Here is a 17,121-nt window from a genome sequence, read left to right as displayed (position 1 = left end):
TCCTTTTTTATGAAGAAAATAAACAAGTTTTTCTTTGTTACAACTGACAATTAATTTGCTACTAAATGTGCCAAATAACTTCTATTTGTATGAGTGGTTGTTATAAAATAGGCTAGTAGTTATATAGAAATGGAGGTTATTATGAAAAAGCTATCTACAGTTTTATATCGATATCGTAAACTTTTTTTAGCTATATGGATTGTTTTGATTGTTACATTTGGTTACTTCGCCCTCAAGCTCCCATCTGTCCTTGGAGGTAATGGCTTTGAGATGGACGGTGAATTTAAGCAAACACAACAGCTTCTTGTTGATGAATTTGACGTCAGCGAATCTCAAGCGATTGTTTTATTTGAAACAAACGGTAACGTCTCAAACGAAGAACTGATTAAGAGCGCAAGCAATTACTTAGAGAACATTAATAAAAAGGACTATGTATTAAAAGTTGATGCTCCTTCTCTAGATAGTGATACCGTTGATGGTAACTTTGCGTATGGCATTATTCATTTCAACAAAGCAGCGGTTGATTTAGACAATGAAATGAATGAGCTTCGAGATATTCCAATTGAAAACGATAAAATTAGCGTTAAACTAACGGGTGAACCTGTTATTGTTCAAGATATGAATACAGCTAGCCAAAAGGATTTAGCAAAGGCTGAAGCAATTGGAATCCCTGTAGCACTCATTGTTTTATTACTTGCTTTTGGTGGCGTGGTTGCAGCTGGTATTCCTTTAATCATCGGCATCGTGACGGTTATTACGACAATGGGAATCGTCTATTTCTTTCATCATGTAACACCATTGTCCATCTTTATTTTAAACGTTGTACCAATGATTGGATTAGCTTTAAGTATTGATTTTGCCCTTCTATTTATTAATCGTTTTAAAGAAGAGCTCGCACATAATAGCGTAGAAAATGCTGTGAAAAAGACCGTTCAAACAGCTGGACGCTCTGTCATTTTCTCTGGACTATGCGTATTCATTGGGCTTGCTGGAATGTTATTCATACAAGTAGACATTTTTCAAAACGTAGCGTTAGGAGGCATGGCTGTTGTATTTGTAGCTGTCTTATCAGCCATTACATTACTGCCAGCTATTCTAGCAATGCTTGGTGAAAAGGTAAATCGATTGCGTATCCTACGCACAAATGATCAATCAGGTCAATCAAAATGGCGTTCTTTTGCTCATTTTGTAATGAAACGACCAGTTATTATGACACTTATGTCCCTTGTTATTTTATTAACAGCTCTTCTTCCTATTAAGGATATGCAGCTGGAAATTCCATCTTCTGAAGCTCTACCAGATAACTATGATTCCAAGAAGGCTTTAGAAATTTACAATGAGCGCTTTACAGATGAAGCCACTACAGACGTCTTCTTTGTATTAAAAAGCAATGAAGATATGTTAGCAGAAGATTCCCTAAATGATGTTGTATCGTTTATTCATCAAATAGAAAAAGATGATTTAGTCGCAAAAGTTGACTCTTTACCTACTGCATTAAAAGTAGATTCCGGGGAAGAACTTAGCCAGCTATTGAACAACCAACAGCTAAAGGCTCAAACCAAGCCCGCAGTTGATACATTTGTAAACAATGATTATATGCTTATCAAAGCAACGTTAGACACGAAACAAAGCTCAAAGGAAGCAAAGGATTTTGTAAAGACGTGGGCCTCTAAAACTCCGGGTGATCTGGAACTGTATGTAGGCGGATATCCAAAGTTTGAACAAGAAATTTTTGATGAAATATACGAAAAAGCTCCTTACGGCTTATTGCTGGTCCTAGCATCTACTTATTTAATCCTTATGATTGCCTTTCGTTCCGTTTTAATTCCATTGAAAGCAATCATTATGAACATTTTAAGCTTAACAGCTACTTTTGGTTTGCTTGTTTGGCTGTTCCAAGGAGGACATCTCGGTTTAACAGAGTCTAATATTGCTTTAGTCCTTCCGGTATTTGTGTTCGGACTAGTATTTGGATTAAGTATGGACTATGAAGTATTCTTAATCTCACGCATTCATGAAGTGTATGAACAAACAGGAGATAATAACCTAGCAACTGTTGAAGGATTAGCTTCAACAAGTAAAATTATTACAAGCGCCGCCCTTATTATGATTGTAATTACAGGTGCATTTGCCTTTACTGGTATTACACCTGTCAAACAAATGGGCGTTGGTATTGCCCTTGCTATCTTTATTGATGCTACGGTTGTTCGAATGCTGCTTGTCCCTTCTCTTATGAAACTATTAGGCAATGCAAACTGGTGGTTTTTTGGAAAAAAAACTACGAAAGCAAACACACAGCTAAGTAAATAAAAAATAACCCTGCAATTTGCAGGGTTATTTTTGGATAGCAAACAAATCTTCTAAACGATCACTCATATAACGATATGAATCTTCAACGCCTAAGTTATAGAACTCAATAGCAATTTTATCAACAAAGAAATCAAGCAGTAAACTCGCTGCTAACTCTCCAATTTCTTCATCACGTTCGTTTAAAAAATATGTTTGAATTTCTTCAATCAATGCTTTCTTTTTTTCTTTTGATATTGTTAAGGCCTGACTCATCCTTGTCTTACCGTTGCGTAAGCAATAATGCCTTCCTCGTCATCTAACTCTAATTCCAAGCCTGTTGAAAATGGATCAATGTTCATCTGTGTATCTAACCATAAACGCAGTGCCTCAATGATATTTAACGTAATATGAACCTGTTTTCGGTCATTTACGTATGACTCGGCTGAAAAGCCATAGTCATCATCATACATCAATTCAATCTCAACTTCGTGAGGTTGCACTTGCTTTTTATCAGCAATATAAAGACACATTGCATTGATAATGTCTTGTTCTGAAATTTTTAGTTTCTCCAAGAGTTCACTTCCTGTTCTTTACGCTTGTTACGTTTAATGCTTTGAAACAGTCGAATGACGATTAAAATAAGTGCTACAATTGCTAATGCATTAATTAAGAAGCCAATTACTGGACCTAATGCACCTAGATTTCCTAACATACTACCAAACAGTAATCCTGCAAGCCCACCGAATAGTAATCCTTTCATTAAACCACCGCGATTAGAACTTGCTGTGTTCGTTGATTTTGAGTTATTTGTTGTGTTGTTCTTTTGATTTACAGAAGAGTTACTGTTTGTATTATTATTGTTGTTCTTAAACATACTTGGTTGATTGCTGTTTCCGCTATCAAAAGAACGCTTTCCTGATTTATAACCTTTTGCGCTTACAATGGTTGAGCTATCCTGAACCAATGCCCCACCTACTGGTGAAAACATAATCGTAAGCGTTACACAAGCTGCTAGTACTTTTTTCAACATAGATTTTTTCCCCCTACTATATAGTTACATACGCAAAATTTTCTACGTAACTTGTACTACGTTTCATCGTATCAAAAGGTTTCATTTTTTTATATAAAAATGAAACAATTGCCCAAAAACGTTCACAATCTTATCATTTGTTGCCCGCATACCAAAAAAACTGCTCAAATCCATGTTACAAAGGATATGAGCAGTTTCTATAAACCTCGTATTTTATTAATCAATTACTTTTGGATTGTGAATCACTTGTAACTCTTTCGTTGCTTGTTGCATTTCACTTTTACAAAGCGGACAAGTTGGTTGATCACCGCTCTTAAAGTTGTCACGAACCCAACAATTACAGCTATCTGACGTACATTCCCATACTTTTGTTTCTTCAATTACAGCTGGTTCAACATTTTTTCGGTTATACATAGACATAATCTCCTTTTAAAGTAATCTACTATCCGTCTTCATATGGGTATCATCATGAGTTTATTAAAATGGAGCATATCGGTAAATGACCTATCGTGAAGATTTAATATTATCATGAGAGAAACGAATCAAAGATGGAGTATTATTATAAGATTATAAGCGCATGTTTGTCATAAAGCATCTACGCTTATATGAGGATACAATAGTAAAAAAATTACGTATTTTTATTATAGCAGAGTTTAGAAAAAAATTCAATAATACTATATTTTCAGGGAATTGACAACTATATTTTATAAACTACATAAAAGAAACTCAGCATCTCTGCTGAGTTTCTTTTACATAATTACTTTTATGAAATTAGCGTACTTGACCATTTCCGCTCATTACATACTTAATCGTTGTTAGCGCCGGTAAGCCCATTGGTCCTCTTGCGTGAAGTTTTTGAGTTGAAATTCCGATTTCTGCTCCAAAACCAAGCGCACCACCGTCTGTAAAGCGAGTTGAAGCATTATGGTAAAGAGCTGCTGCATCTACTAACGCCATAAACTTCTTCACAACACTTTCATCTTCTGTAATTACAGCTTCTGAATGCTTCGTCCCATATACTTCAATGTGTTCAATTGCTTCATCTACGTTTGAAACAACCTTCATAGCAATTGCAAGGCGTAAATACTCCTCTGCCCAATCCGTTTCTTTTGCTTCTTTAGCACCAGGAATTGTAGAAACTGTTAGCTCATCACCAAATACTTCAATATTAAAGTCTTTAAACGCTTGAATTAAACGGCTGCTGTTTTGCTCAAGCCACTTTTCATGAACTAATACCGTCTCAGCTGCGTTACATACCGCTGGGCGATCTGTTTTAGCATTGATTAGAATTGAAATAGCTTTTTCAACGTCTGCATGTTCATCGATGTAAAGGTGACAGTTCCCTACTCCTGTTTCTAATACAGGAACAGTGGCATTGTTTACAACAGCCTGGATTAATGATGCACCGCCACGTGGAATTAATACGTCAATATGCTCTTTCATCGTAAAGAGCTGCTGCGTTGCTTCACGATTTGTGCTTGCAATAAACTGGACAGCTTCTTTAGGAATTTCTGTTTTATCTAATGCTTTATGCATGACTTCGACAATGGCTTTGTTGGAATGGATGGCAGACGAGCCACCTTTTAATAAAATTGCATTACCTGATTTTAACGCCAGACCTGTAGCATCCACCGTTACGTTCGGTCTCGCTTCATAAATCATTCCAATTACTCCAAGCGGAACGCGAACTTGTTTAACATTTAGACCATTTTCGAGCGTCCATTCAGTTAAGATATCTCCAGTTGGGTCATCAAGCTTTGATACCTGCCTTAATCCATCTGCAAAGTCTTTTACACGTTCAACAGATAATGCTAAACGATCCATTAATGCATCATCAAAACCTTTTTCTTTTCCATTTTCTAAATCTTTTTCATTGGCTTTTAAAATGTCATCCGTGTGCTCTTCAAGTACATCTGCAATTGTTAAAAGCGCTTTGTTTTTTTGCTCTGTTGTTAATAGACTAAGCTGTTTTGCACCTTTTTTAGCTAACACCGCTTGTTGCTTAACCGAAATATCTGCCTTTACCTGTACCACAAAATCACTCCTGGATAAGATTTACAATATTTTTTTAATATTATGATTATTTTTTTTACATCATTATACCATAGATTTGTTGCTCTTCGATTGATTAATTAAAGACCCACAGGAATCGGAATTTCGACGTGACAAACCAATCCTTCACTGTCAACCACAGGTTCATTGATTTCTTGGTTTTGAGCCAATTCTTCGGAAGAATAGTTCGAAACACCTAATGCAAGCTCTTGCTCATCAACATCTAAGATTCTAACAACTGAGTCTTCTTCAAAATGACCTTTTATAAACTTAATATGCTCTCGTAGGAGCGGCTTCTTTTCCTCTACAATAACCGTTCTTGCTTCGTCTTTAATAACTATTTCCCCTTCAGGTCCTGAGTTAAACGCAATCCACTGTTCTTTTTGACTTAAGTTAACAGCATCTTCTCCGGCTTCAAAATACGTTCCAACTGCTTCACCTAACACGGCTTCTGTTAAAATATTTGGAACTCCTGCTTTTCCAAGGAATGACGGAATTCCAGAAGCCATTGAAATTTTAAATGCATCGATTTTTGATCGCATACCACCTGTACCAACTGAACTTCCAGAGTCTCCCGCGCCTTCTTCAATTTCTGGCGTAATTTCAGATACATGTGATAATAACTCTGCATCTGGATTTTCACGAGGATCTGCGCTGTATAGTCCGTCAATATCAGATAGGATAATAAGTAGATCCGAATCAACTAATCCTGCAACTTTAGCAGATAACGTATCATTATCCCCGAACTTCAGACGGTTAATAGTTACCGTATCGTTCTCATTAACAATTGGGACAATTCCTCGCTCTAACAAGACGTTAATGGTATTACGTGCATTGTTATATCTGCTTTCGTCAGAAAAGTCATCCCTTGTAATTAAGATTTGTGACGCCACGTAGCCATGAGATAAGAACAGCTCAGAATATGCTTCCATTAAAAGTCCTTGGCCAATGGATGCAGCCGCTTGTTTTTCAGGTAATGAGCTAGGTCTTTCTAAACAACCAAGCTTTCTGTATCCTGCCGCTACCGCACCCGATGAAACAAGCAGCACCTCATGACCTTGATCTTTCAATTCAACTACTTGGTCAACAAGGCGCTCCAATTTCTTTCGACTAATCTCACCGTGTGAACTTGTTAAAGAACTGCTTCCAATCTTAATTACAACCCGCTTCTTACCATCGGGACTCATCAAATCACTCCTAGTTAATTCATTTCGTTTGTTTATTTTATTGATTTATAAATATGAGGGTAATAACGAAGAATATGAAGTTATGGTTTATGCTTTGCTGGATACCTTTTCAAGCTGTTCACTCATTTCTTTTGAACGGTTTGATGCTCCTTTTACCGCGCGCATAATTGCCGTGCCGCCACCATGTTCTTCAAGTGCTTTCAAGCCTGCTGCTGTTGTGCCGTTTGGAGACGTTACGTTTTCCCGAAGCTCTGTTGGCGTTTCGTCGCGCTCCATCATCATTCTTGCCGCACCATATATGGTTTGTGCTCCGATTGCTCTGGCTACTTCTGGATCTAACCCCTCTTCTTTGGCTACTTTTTCAATATGCTCCATTAAGAAATAAAAGTACGCTGGTCCACTACCGGCAATGCCTGTGAAAATGTCCATTTGTTTCTCATCAATAACGTAAACTTGACCAATTGACGATAGTAGCTCTTTTGTTAAAATGACTGAATCCATTGCTGTATATTGTCCTGGAGATATTGCTGTAGCAGATTGTTGAATCATACTTGAGGTATTTGGCATCACTCGAACAACTTGTTGTTCTTCATGCAATAGATCTTCCATAAAGGCTGTTGAAATACCAGCTAGCACTGATAAAACAACTTGATCTTTTGTGATATTGGGTTTTAAAGAGGATAATGCTTGCTCAGCATCTTTTGGTTTCATTGCTAAAATGAACACATCAATATCCGTCATGTCTAAATTAGCTCTTTTTCTTGTTTGAATACCGTATTTATTTTCCAATTCTAAGAGGCGTTCTTCATTGCTGCGGTTTGTTACCACAATATTTTTTGCTGGAACAATGTTAGAATCAATCATACCAGAAATCATTGCTTCTGCCATTGACCCGGCACCTAGAAAAGCAATCTTTTTTGTTTTGATCATCAAATCTCCCCTGTCAAATGTTCGTATTTTTGTTCGTGTTCTTTCAACGGTAACTATCGTAACACGCTCAAAATGACTGTCAACCTGTCGACAAGGTAGAAATAATGCTATCAGCACATAGTACAAAAGAGATGAAAACGAATTCAAAATTATTTTTCAACAAATTTCTCTATTAGAAAATCCTCCAGAAATCGACTTTTTTTGCTACTTTTATGTTTATGCTTGATAATTGAGGGTAAATTATTTATTTTGGATGTTTTTCAATAATTATAAAGAAATTTACAAAACAGGATTTGAACAGACCTTAAGATTTGCTAAAATACATATATGGATATTTTAGAATTTTTTTCTTTATTTACCTCATTTAAGAATTTCTAATGAGATTTCAGTCTGTAGATAATGATTAGCTTTCTACTCAGTGACAGATGAAGAAAACTTTCGCTGACCATTAATACATTTATACTATTATCGGTAAAATTCACTCCTAACATATAGAAAACAGAATTTCACCGGAACTTGGAGGTCACAATATGAAAAACAAAACGTTTTCTACCATCTTATCACCTGAAGTACATAACCAAAAAGCCATCCATGTCGTAGGAATTGGGGCTTCGGCTGGTGGTCTAGATGCAATTGAGCAATTTTTTGCAAATATGCCTTCTTCAAACGGCATGGCTTTTATTGTTATTCAGCATTTATCATCAAAATATAAAAGTTTTATGCCCGAGCTTTTAGCCAAAAAAACCAATATGGATATTGTTCAAATTGAAGACGGTATGACGTTACAAGAAAATACTGTTTACCTAGCTGCACCTCACTATTTTGTTACTTTAAAAGGCTCTGTATTAGAGCTAACACCTTACGATCAAAATGAACAAGTGAAATTTCCAATTGATAAACTCTTTTCATCTTTAGCTTTGAGTCATAAAACAAACTGCACGGCCGTTATTCTATCTGGAAAAGGAAACGATGGGACAGAAGGCGCTAAGCTGATTCGCGCAGAAGGCGGAACCGTTTTAGTTCAGGATGAAACAACTGCAAAATACCCAGATATGCCTCATAGCGCAGTCCAAGCTCACTTAGCTGATTATATTCTTTCACCCTCAGCTATGCCTGAACTAATTCAAAACAATCTACTAAACTATGACTTTCAATACAACGAAGAAACTCTTCAATATATTTTCACATTAATAAAAAAGAAAACTGGAATTGATTTTTCTCTTTACAAAAAAAATAGCGTGCTTAGGCGCATTGAAAAGCGAATGTCTTTATTAGATACTCCATGTGAGACGCTGGAAGTTTATCGAGATTATTTAAATGCTCATCCTGTTGAAATTGTTGATCTTCAGCGTGATTTATTAATTGGCGTAACGCAATTTTTGAGGGATAAAGAAGCTTTTTCATTAATTGAAGAACAGGTAATCCCCAAGATTGTAAATCGAAAAATTGAGCGTAAAGAAGATGAAATTCGCATTTGGGTTGCAGGCTGTTCCACTGGCCAAGAGGCTTACTCACTAGCTATTCTATTTCATAAATATTTATCAACTGTTAACCATTATTTCGATGTTCGAATCTTTGCAACAGATATTGACAAGCAAGCAATTAAAGTTGCGAGTCAAGGAATTTATACAGAAGATAACTTAAGCGTGTTTTCAGAAGAACAAATCAGTCAGTACTTTGAACCAACAAAGCATAATTCTTATCAAGTAAAAAAAAGCATTCGCAAAATGATTGTATTTGCTCCACATAATATTGCAAAGGATTCACCGTTTGTTAACGTTGACTTAATTAGCTGTCGGAATATGTTGATTTACTTTCAAGCTGAGTTACAGCAGCGAATTTTATCGCTCTTCCACTTTTCATTGACAGATGAAGGGACTTTATTCTTAGGACCTAGCGAAACAACAGGAAAGCTATCTAACTTATTTCAACCTATCAGTAACAAGTGGAAAGTATTCAAAAGCACAGGTCAACCGAACAGACAGCTAGCTAGCTCATTTAAATTATCAAAGTCAATTTCTAACGACTCAACAATGACACATGCGCCAATACCTAACCAGCTTTATAAACCACTTCCTTCTTTGCAGTTGGATAGCATGTATCAAGCATTAATCAATAACTTTATGAGTCCTTGTCTTGTTTTAAATGAATATAATGAAGTAATTTTCTGCTCTAAAGACGCTACAAAGCTAATTAATGTCCCAGCTGGAAAAATTCATTACACAATCTTTAAAATGGTTCCCGTACACGTTTCATTAGCGATTGGAGCTGCTATAAAACGTGTCAAAGAGCAAGGAATTAGCGTTTGTTGTCAAGATATTGACTTTATTATTGATGGATCTACAAGACGGTTTAATTTGACCGTCTCTTCGTTTCCAACAAATGATTCACTCCACCTGCTCGTATTTGACGAGCAAGAAGTAATTGGTACTTCTGCTATAGAAGAGACTTTGTACTTAAATCAAACAAGTACTATTAATGAATTATTAATTGATTTAGAGCAAGAGCTACACTATACGCAACAGCATTTACAAACAACGATTGAAGAATTAGAAACAACAAATGAAGAATTAAAATCAACAAATGAGGAGCTAATTGCTTCTAACGAAGAACTTCAGTCTACAAACGAAGAACTTCAATCTGTCAACGAAGAACTGATTAGCGTTAATAATCAATATGAACGCAAAATTGACGAATTAACAGATTTGAATAATGATATTGACAATCTATTAATTAGTACAACTATTGCTACAATCTTTTTAGATGATCAGCTTCATATCAAACTGTTTACACCGGAAACGAAAAAGGTTATTAACGTGCTACATCAGGATGTTGGAAGGCCTTTCTTTCATATTTCCCATAACCTGCGTTATAACAACTTAGTTGATGATGCTCGCTATGTACTGCAGTCAAACGAAACCATTCACAAAGAAATTCAAAGTGATAACGGACAGTGGTACAGTATGAAAATGATGCCTTATCGCACAACAGAAAACTTAATTAACGGCGTGGTTATTACATTCATTGATATTACGGAAATTAAGCGTTCAAATGAAGAGCTAGCAATTACTTCGTTTGCTGTTGCCCATAGCCCAACAAGTATCTTTATTACGGATCATCAAGGTCAAATTAAATATATGAATCAAAAGTTCACAGAATACAAAGTTGATTTTAAAGAAATGTTTGGCATGCACGTATACGACTTTTATACAAAGCAGCTAGGAGTTAAAAACTTCCCTTCTATCTGGAATGAAGTATATCGTGGAAAGAAATGGAATGGTGAGATTTCTTATACAAACGATGACAGTGAAGCCGTTTGGCAGCGTTTATTATTAATGCCGATTAAAAATGAAGCAAATGAAGTGCTTCATTACATTGGATTAAGCGAGGATATCTCTCAGCACAAACAATCTGAAATCATGCTGAAAAATTCTGAAATGCTATCTGCTTTAGGACAGCTAGCAGCTGGAATTGCGCATGAAATCCGCAATCCCTTAACGTCATTAAAAGGCTTTTTGCAGTTGATGCTTCAAGAAGAAAAGTACAAAAAAGAATATATTGACGTAATGATGTCAGAGTTTAACCGTTTGGAACTCATTATCAGCGAGCTATTGATTTTAGCGAAGCCTGAAGTGGTAAAGTATGAGCACAAAAACATTAGCACAATCTTAATGGATGTCTGTACCCTTCTTCATACACAAGCCATTATGAAAAACATTACAATTACTAGTAATATTGCTGATGACCTTCCTACAATGTATTGTATTGAAAAAGATATGAAGCAAGTATTTATTAATATGGTGAAGAATGCAATTGAGGCAATGGACAATCCAGGTTCAATTTACGTTAATGCAAACTATGACCTTACGGATCAACGAATTGTTGTACATGTTATTGATGAAGGTAAAGGAATGCCAAAAGAACGTTTAAAAAGAATTAGCGAACCATTCTTTACTACCAAAGAAAAAGGAACAGGGCTTGGACTAATGGTGAGTCATAAAATCATTAGCAATCACAAAGGAACCATTTTCTATGATAGTGAAGAAAACAAAGGTACTACCGTTGAGATACGCTTACCCCTCTCTTAATTAACGGCGGCATTCTTTTCATTTAATTGACATAAAAGCTCGTCTATAATTTCATGTGTATGTGAAAGCTGAGTAACGATTAAATCGAAGTACTCAGCTTTTTCAGCTTCAATTACATCCGGATGAATAATCGTCAATAAATCTAATACCGTCTTTACATTTCTTTTCATTTCCCGTAGCTGACGCTTAGATGAGAGTGAATGAAGCTGGGTAATGGTGTCTTGATCTTCTTCAATAACAGTCAATGTTTGCTTTGCATGTTCTGGCTCTTGAATAATCATACTTCTAAATTGGTTTAGCGTTGACTGAATATTTGTCATATATTCATGAACAGGATAACAAATAAATACATCCTGGTTATTATACGCTGCTGGTTTATAGTAAACATCAAATAAAGCAACCGGATTATCAAACGTAACCATATTAAGTTCCACACGCTTTTCTTCTCGTTCTCGAACGAGAGTTTTTAGCTTTTGATGACTATCTTTATCAATTATGTCGGCTATTTCATGAGCTGGTAAAAATGTTTTAGTAACGCTCGGTGTAAAATCAATGATTCGTCCATTTTTATCCACAATAAATAACGGAACGGGAATAGCTTCAAGCGATAATGACGTCATATTTTTTCCCCCGATACAAGAGACTGCTTCAGTGCGTTTTCAAGCAGCCACTGCTCAAATTGTTCAACCTTATTAATAAATACGGTTTGTGTTGAACCATATCCAGTTAGATCATAATGTTGAAGTAACCTACCACCTACTAAAACAGTCGGTGGATAAGCTAAACTTTCTATTTCGTTAATGTATTGCTTTAAGCTTGGCAACAAATGTACCTGTGAAATAGATATTCCAACAACTTCTGGCTTCCACTTTTCAATGCTGTTAATAGCGTATGGTAAAGGAAGATTAGCTCCTAAATTTTTCACTTCCCACCTATATTCTTCAAGCAAAGACGCCAACATCTTCAAACCGATATAGTGCTCTTCTCCTTCGACACAAAAAAGCAAAGCACGCTTGCTTGGAAGCTTATCTTTGTTCAACGTAAACTGTAGTCGAGCAAGTACATAATCACATGTCGCGGTAGCCAAATGTTCATCAGCAACTGAAATTTTATTCTCTTGCCACCATTGTCCAATCTGATACATAGCATTGGTTATTAAAAGATACGTATCCAATAAGGACGAACCATTTTCTAGATATGAACCCACGATCAACCAACTTTTTTGTATCTTCCCTTCTACAAGTGATTTTGCTAATACTAAGGGGGCTTGGTTGTCCAAAGTGAACACACCCTTTCTCTTTTAGATAGAAAGCAAATCTTTCGGTAGCGCCTCTTTTTTACATGACGGACAGTAAGCGTAAACACCTTCTCGAAAAGCAACTTCAACCTCTTTGTTGCAGGCTTTACATTCAGCAGTTACATACCTTAAATAATCTTGGAAAATTTTCCTCGTTATACCACCTGTATTCCCACAGTGATGACAAACAAACCGAACTTTTCCTTTTACTGTCACTTCAGCGTCTCGAACGCTATGACATTCCGAACATCGATCCCATATACTTAAGTAGTCTGCTAATGAATATCCTATTTTATTTATCTGCAGCCAATCTTGCCTTGAATGACTAAAAACGGGCGTCATATCCACATAACTTAAGAACATTTGGACAAAGTCTAAGCACTCAATGCGAACGGTTAAAGGAATAGAGTTTCCTTGATTACTCTCGTTGCTACACCACAAACACTTCTCATCCATCGCAAAGATAAAAAAAGGAAGATGAGAAGGTATAACTTCAACTCCTTCTTTGACCTTAAGCCTTCCAGGTTCTTTTGTCAAAATTGTAACCGTTCCCTGAAATTTATTAATCGCTTCCCAAAGCCTATTTGGCCATTCTTTTATAGTAGGCAACACGATAAACAATTTATTTTTCGCACGTCTAATATCCATTACTATCTTGTCAACATCCATTCCTTTATGCCAAATTAGCTGGCTATCTTGAATCATTTCTTTCAAATATTCATTCGGTTGGTAGATGACATTTTGTTCATTCATATATTGAAGTAGCTTAAAAAGCAAGCGCTCTTTAGGCAAACGTTTAGCTAAGTAAGGAACGTCACCTATCATAATAAATTTTCCTTTTGCTCTTGTAATTGCTACGTTTATAAGGCGGTCTGCTAATTCATTTGTAAGAAGCATGCCTGGCTTTGAAAAAGGATGACTATCAACCGCATCAAAAATCATAAGGTCTTTTTCAGAACCTTGAAACTTATGAACCGTTGCAGCAAGAATATGCTCTTCAGGAATCGTTCCTTTTACTAGGTCTCTTACAAGCTGCGCTTGTGCTCGATATGGGGTAACATAACCTAATGATGTAATTCCACTTTTAAATGCGCGAATAAGCAAGCTACTTGAAATAAAAGCAGACACTAAGTTATACCGTGACCCCCCATTTTTTTCTTTTTGAGCAAATGTCTTAATACCGCTTGTATTCAGAAGTACAAGAGCTTTATCTACAAACGGTTTTAGTTGAGCAACTGCTTCTCGCTGTACTACAGATGGATGATCGCTTACTTTACCACCATATACATGAGCGTTTGTAAACGCTGAAATATTTGGATGCATACGACGTTGCTGCTTTAATATTACTAAATGTGGATGCCAGTTTCCTTCATGAATTTGTGCTGCAATCCCCGATTGTTCAAATATATCACGTCCTAGTGCTTCTTTCACATACGCATGCTTTGATTGAGAAACGGCTGGAAGTTGCTTGAAATCTCCACAAACAACAATGTGCTTACCTAAAGAAGCTGCTAAAGCCACTTGTGGCGTATAAGCCATACTTACTTCGTCTACAATTACTACATCATATTCTTTTTCATAAACCGATGCGTCCGTTGCCATTTTAGTTAATGTTGTTCCAATAATGACTGCTTTTTGTACCAGCTCTTTTTCCAGCTCTGCCATCTCCTGCTTCACGCTAGTGAGCTTCTTTTTAACCTGTTGAATTTCACGCTCTTTAGAAGGATATCTTGTTAAACGTACATATTGTTCTTGCAGGTCCTTTTCTTTTCTTGCAAGATCTGGATGCTCGTGTTCAACTAATAGAGTCGTAGAAAGTTTTGTTTGAAGCTCTTCATTTGCCATAGCTCCATAACGTACAACCTCTCCTTTTTTCCACTTATGCTTCGCTTCAATACGCATTAATGCTTCGTTCATTAATACATCAACCGCTGCATTGCTGTGCGACACTACCAAGACACGCTTCTTCTTTCGGTACATGCTATTAATAATACGTGAAAGCGTATATGTTTTTCCTGTTCCAGGAGGCCCCCATAAGTACGTTGTTTGATTATGGTGAGCTCTCAATAAAATCTCATGAAGATCATTTTTTATTTTGTATTCTTCATGATTCACCTTCGCTGTACCCGCCATTAAACGTTTAACTCTTGCACGCTTTTTCTTATAGTCTTTCAGTTCTTCTAACCGGTCAATCAGTGCCTGTAAAAGCTCCCATGGTTCATTGAACAAGTACAAAACAGGAACATCTGCCCCTAAATAGACCCCTACTTTTATATATACCTCGTGCTTTTCATGAGCTAAAATCTCGCCATCAAGCTCTGCATCTTGAACCCTTACACGCATGCTCGTTCCATCTATTATGTGAAAAAAGCGTACCATCTGAAAACGGTACACAAAAGCTTCTCCATATCGTCCTACGTATTCACCGTTAACTAGCTGCTCTTTTCTCCCTCCTTCTTTCTTTAAGTGGCTAATTTCCATTGATAAAGCCTGAACCCACTCTTTTAAATACTGTGAAACTGTTTTTTTCAATTGAGTTAAGCACTGTCTCAAGGTTTTTCTAACAGTGCCTTTCACCTCCAACTCATTCGTTCCGTTCTCTACAACTTTTCTATTCTAGCATGTTCCAACACTTTATGCAGTCACAAAATCTGACATGTATTTCCTATTTTTTCTATCATTAACTATTGATAGGACTTTATATCTACAAATAACGACAAAAAACACACAATTTTTCTCCTTTATTTTCTTTTTTGTAACAAACTATCTATACTATTGAAACATTCCTGTCACATAAGATTGATAGAATGGTAATAAATTCATAGTCACAAAGGAGAAAAAAGAATGAAAAAACATATTTTTTCACTTGGTGCAACGGCACTTGTTTCAATGGGAATTGCAGGCATGGCATCAGCAGACGCGGAAACTTATAAAGTTCAGTCAGGAGACACGCTTTATAGCATTTCAAAAAAATACAATGTATCAGTAAAAGACCTACAAGTATGGAATAACTTATCATCCACTATCATTTATGCAAATCAAACCTTACATATTAGTAGTTCATCTGACACGAATACAGCATCACCATCACCCTCTACGTCTCAAAATACATATAAAGTTCAATCAGGCGATACGCTTTATCGTATTGCAAAATCTCACGGCTTATCGGTTGAGCAATTAAAACAGTATAATAACCTATCATCCAATGTTATTTACGTGAACCAAGTGTTAACTGTAAATGGCTCCAGCGCTGTAACAGCACCGGCAGATGAAAAAATAGAACAACCAGAACAACAAGCTCCTGTTAGTACATATAAAGTAAAGCCAGGCGATACGTTGTGGAGCATTGCCCAAAGGCACGGTGTTTCAGTTTCAAGATTACAGGAGCTAAACGGCTTGTCAGCAAACACAATTTACATTAATCAAGTGCTTAAAGTCAATGGATCTGTTGCTCCAGCACCAGCTGCCCCTGAGGTATCAAATCCTGTATCTTCTAAGCCACAAACACCAGCCCCTTCTGAAAACCAGGAAGTAAAGAAAGAATTTCAGGTTGTAGCTACGGCTTACACAGCTTTTTGTACTGGCTGTAGTGGTATTACAAAGACAGGTATTGACCTCCGTGCAAACCCAAATCAAAAAGTAATTGCTGTTGACCCGTCCGTTATTCCTCTTGGATCACGCGTTTATGTGGAGGGATATGGAGAAGCGATTGCAGGCGATACGGGTGGTGCTATTAAAGGGAACCGTATTGACGTTTTTATTCCGTCTCAAAGCGAAGCAATGAAGTGGGGTCGCAAAACGGTTACAGTTAAAATATTAAACTAAAAGAAGCCTGGGAGGCTTCTTTTTTTATTTTAGTGTTTAACCCTCTGCATAAAGGGAATAGGAATTCTAAGACAACGTAAACGTTTCAACTATTTAGATTGCTATACTGGAGGTTATGACTATGAATATTGGCACCTTATATTTTCCAACCAGCGTATTATTATTAGTTGCTTTACTATTAGGAGGCTTTTACTTTTATTTTAAAAGACGCCGCAAGCATAATAAAAAATAAAAGAGGGGCGTACATAACAAAGCAAATTTCCAAAAAGACGAATATTTCCTTTTCTGAGCTCTTCGTCATAATACATTCGTTCCATTGCGCTAATGCCTCTCTCCGCGGGGAGGAAGCTGACCCTCCTCGCTGCGGGGACCTCTGTTTATCATCCCGCAGGAGTTGAGTGCCCTGCGCTTTCATTCCACCTT

Annotated in this window: 14 protein-coding genes; 4 read left to right on the top strand and 10 right to left on the bottom strand. The window is 36.6% G+C overall.

All coding sequences use genetic code 11. The annotated features are described in order from the left end of the window. Positions 1 to 141: 141 nt before the first annotated feature. Positions 142 to 2,310 (top strand): MMPL family transporter, encoded by a 2,169-nt coding sequence (locus NIZ91_09490; GenBank protein ID USY56860.1) that lies wholly within the window; start codon positions 142 to 144, stop codon positions 2,308 to 2,310. Positions 2,311 to 2,334: 24 nt separating this feature from the next. On the opposite strand, the gene NIZ91_09485 is transcribed toward NIZ91_09490, so the two are convergent. The 7 genes from NIZ91_09485 to proC form a co-directional block, all read right to left on the bottom strand. After that, on the bottom strand, positions 2,335 to 2,562 hold the full coding sequence (locus NIZ91_09485; GenBank protein USY56859.1) for a DUF2164 domain-containing protein: 228 nt from the start codon (positions 2,560 to 2,562) through the stop codon (positions 2,335 to 2,337). Then, positions 2,559 to 2,861 carry a YxcD family protein gene (locus NIZ91_09480; GenBank protein USY56858.1) on the bottom strand — a complete coding sequence of 101 codons (303 nt, stop codon included), beginning with the start codon at positions 2,859 to 2,861 and terminating at the stop codon, positions 2,559 to 2,561. The genes NIZ91_09485 and NIZ91_09480 overlap by 4 nt, the downstream gene beginning before the upstream one ends. Continuing rightward, the gene (locus tag NIZ91_09475; protein USY56857.1) at positions 2,849 to 3,319 is read right to left on the bottom strand and encodes a hypothetical protein; all 471 of its coding nucleotides are present in this window, start codon (positions 3,317 to 3,319) and stop codon (positions 2,849 to 2,851) included. The genes NIZ91_09480 and NIZ91_09475 overlap by 13 nt, the downstream gene beginning before the upstream one ends. A 216-nt stretch (positions 3,320 to 3,535) precedes the next feature. Then, complete coding sequence (locus NIZ91_09470) at positions 3,536 to 3,733, bottom strand: cold-shock protein (protein ID USY56856.1); 198 nt, start codon at positions 3,731 to 3,733, stop codon at positions 3,536 to 3,538. Positions 3,734 to 4,090: 357 nt separating this feature from the next. Beyond that, positions 4,091 to 5,353, bottom strand: a complete 1,263-nt coding sequence (locus NIZ91_09465) for a glutamate-5-semialdehyde dehydrogenase (GenBank protein USY56855.1) — start codon at positions 5,351 to 5,353, stop codon at positions 4,091 to 4,093. Positions 5,354 to 5,451: 98 nt separating this feature from the next. After that, positions 5,452 to 6,558, bottom strand: coding sequence for a glutamate 5-kinase (gene proB / locus NIZ91_09460; protein ID USY56854.1), 1,107 nt, complete (start codon positions 6,556 to 6,558; stop codon positions 5,452 to 5,454). A gap of 87 nt (positions 6,559 to 6,645) precedes the next feature. Beyond that, the gene (gene proC, locus NIZ91_09455) at positions 6,646 to 7,488 is read right to left on the bottom strand and encodes a pyrroline-5-carboxylate reductase (protein USY56853.1); all 843 of its coding nucleotides are present in this window, start codon (positions 7,486 to 7,488) and stop codon (positions 6,646 to 6,648) included. A gap of 530 nt (positions 7,489 to 8,018) precedes the next feature. Here proC and NIZ91_09450 point away from each other — a divergent pair. Next, entirely contained in the window at positions 8,019 to 11,576 is a 3,558-nt protein-coding gene (locus NIZ91_09450; GenBank protein USY56852.1) for a PAS domain-containing protein, read from the top strand. Here NIZ91_09450 and NIZ91_09445 read toward each other — a convergent pair. The 3 genes from NIZ91_09445 to NIZ91_09435 are packed head-to-tail and all read right to left on the bottom strand — an operon-like array spanning position 11,573 to position 15,405. Beyond that, positions 11,573 to 12,196 carry a PAS domain-containing protein gene (locus NIZ91_09445; GenBank protein USY56851.1) on the bottom strand — a complete coding sequence of 208 codons (624 nt, stop codon included), beginning with the start codon at positions 12,194 to 12,196 and terminating at the stop codon, positions 11,573 to 11,575. The genes NIZ91_09450 and NIZ91_09445 overlap by 4 nt on opposite strands. Continuing rightward, the gene (locus tag NIZ91_09440; GenBank protein ID USY56850.1) at positions 12,193 to 12,855 is read right to left on the bottom strand and encodes a cobalamin B12-binding domain-containing protein; all 663 of its coding nucleotides are present in this window, start codon (positions 12,853 to 12,855) and stop codon (positions 12,193 to 12,195) included. The genes NIZ91_09445 and NIZ91_09440 overlap by 4 nt, the downstream gene beginning before the upstream one ends. A 21-nt stretch (positions 12,856 to 12,876) precedes the next feature. Continuing rightward, complete coding sequence (locus NIZ91_09435) at positions 12,877 to 15,405, bottom strand: AAA domain-containing protein (protein USY56849.1); 2,529 nt, start codon at positions 15,403 to 15,405, stop codon at positions 12,877 to 12,879. 312 nt (positions 15,406 to 15,717) lie between these two features. Between NIZ91_09435 and NIZ91_09430 the strand changes: the two genes are divergently transcribed. Then, a complete protein-coding gene (locus tag NIZ91_09430) occupies positions 15,718 to 16,698 on the top strand; it encodes a LysM peptidoglycan-binding domain-containing protein (GenBank protein ID USY56848.1) in 981 nt (326 codons plus the stop codon). Positions 16,699 to 16,819: 121 nt separating this feature from the next. Further along, positions 16,820 to 16,930, top strand: a complete 111-nt coding sequence (locus tag NIZ91_09425) for an LPXTG cell wall anchor domain-containing protein (GenBank protein USY56847.1) — start codon at positions 16,820 to 16,822, stop codon at positions 16,928 to 16,930. Positions 16,931 to 17,121: the final 191 nt, after the last annotated feature.

Source organism: Bacillus sp. 1780r2a1 (assembly GCA_024134725.1).
In the GTDB taxonomy this organism is placed as follows: domain Bacteria; phylum Bacillota; class Bacilli; order Bacillales; family Bacillaceae_H; genus Priestia; species Priestia aryabhattai_A.
The sequence above is the reverse complement of the archived record's forward strand: the minus strand, read 5'-3'. Positions and strand labels throughout refer to the sequence as shown.

Bases quoted from the DNA above. Each gene is read 5' to 3' on its own strand.
- NIZ91_09450 (USY56852.1), top strand. From the start codon at position 8,019: ATGAAAAACAAAACGTTTTCTACCATCTTATCACCTGAAGTACATAAC.
- proB (USY56854.1), bottom strand. From the start codon at position 6,558: ATGAGTCCCGATGGTAAGAAGCGGGTTGTAATTAAGATTGGAAGCAGT.
- NIZ91_09470 (USY56856.1), bottom strand. From the start codon at position 3,733: ATGTATAACCGAAAAAATGTTGAACCAGCTGTAATTGAAGAAACAAAA.
- NIZ91_09490 (USY56860.1), top strand. From the start codon at position 142: ATGAAAAAGCTATCTACAGTTTTATATCGATATCGTAAACTTTTTTTA.
- NIZ91_09485 (USY56859.1), bottom strand. From the start codon at position 2,562: ATGAGTCAGGCCTTAACAATATCAAAAGAAAAAAAGAAAGCATTGATT.
- NIZ91_09430 (USY56848.1), top strand. From the start codon at position 15,718: ATGAAAAAACATATTTTTTCACTTGGTGCAACGGCACTTGTTTCAATG.
- NIZ91_09445 (USY56851.1), bottom strand. From the start codon at position 12,196: ATGACGTCATTATCGCTTGAAGCTATTCCCGTTCCGTTATTTATTGTG.
- proC (USY56853.1), bottom strand. From the start codon at position 7,488: ATGATCAAAACAAAAAAGATTGCTTTTCTAGGTGCCGGGTCAATGGCA.
- NIZ91_09475 (USY56857.1), bottom strand. From the start codon at position 3,319: ATGTTGAAAAAAGTACTAGCAGCTTGTGTAACGCTTACGATTATGTTT.
- NIZ91_09425 (USY56847.1), top strand. From the start codon at position 16,820: ATGAATATTGGCACCTTATATTTTCCAACCAGCGTATTATTATTAGTT.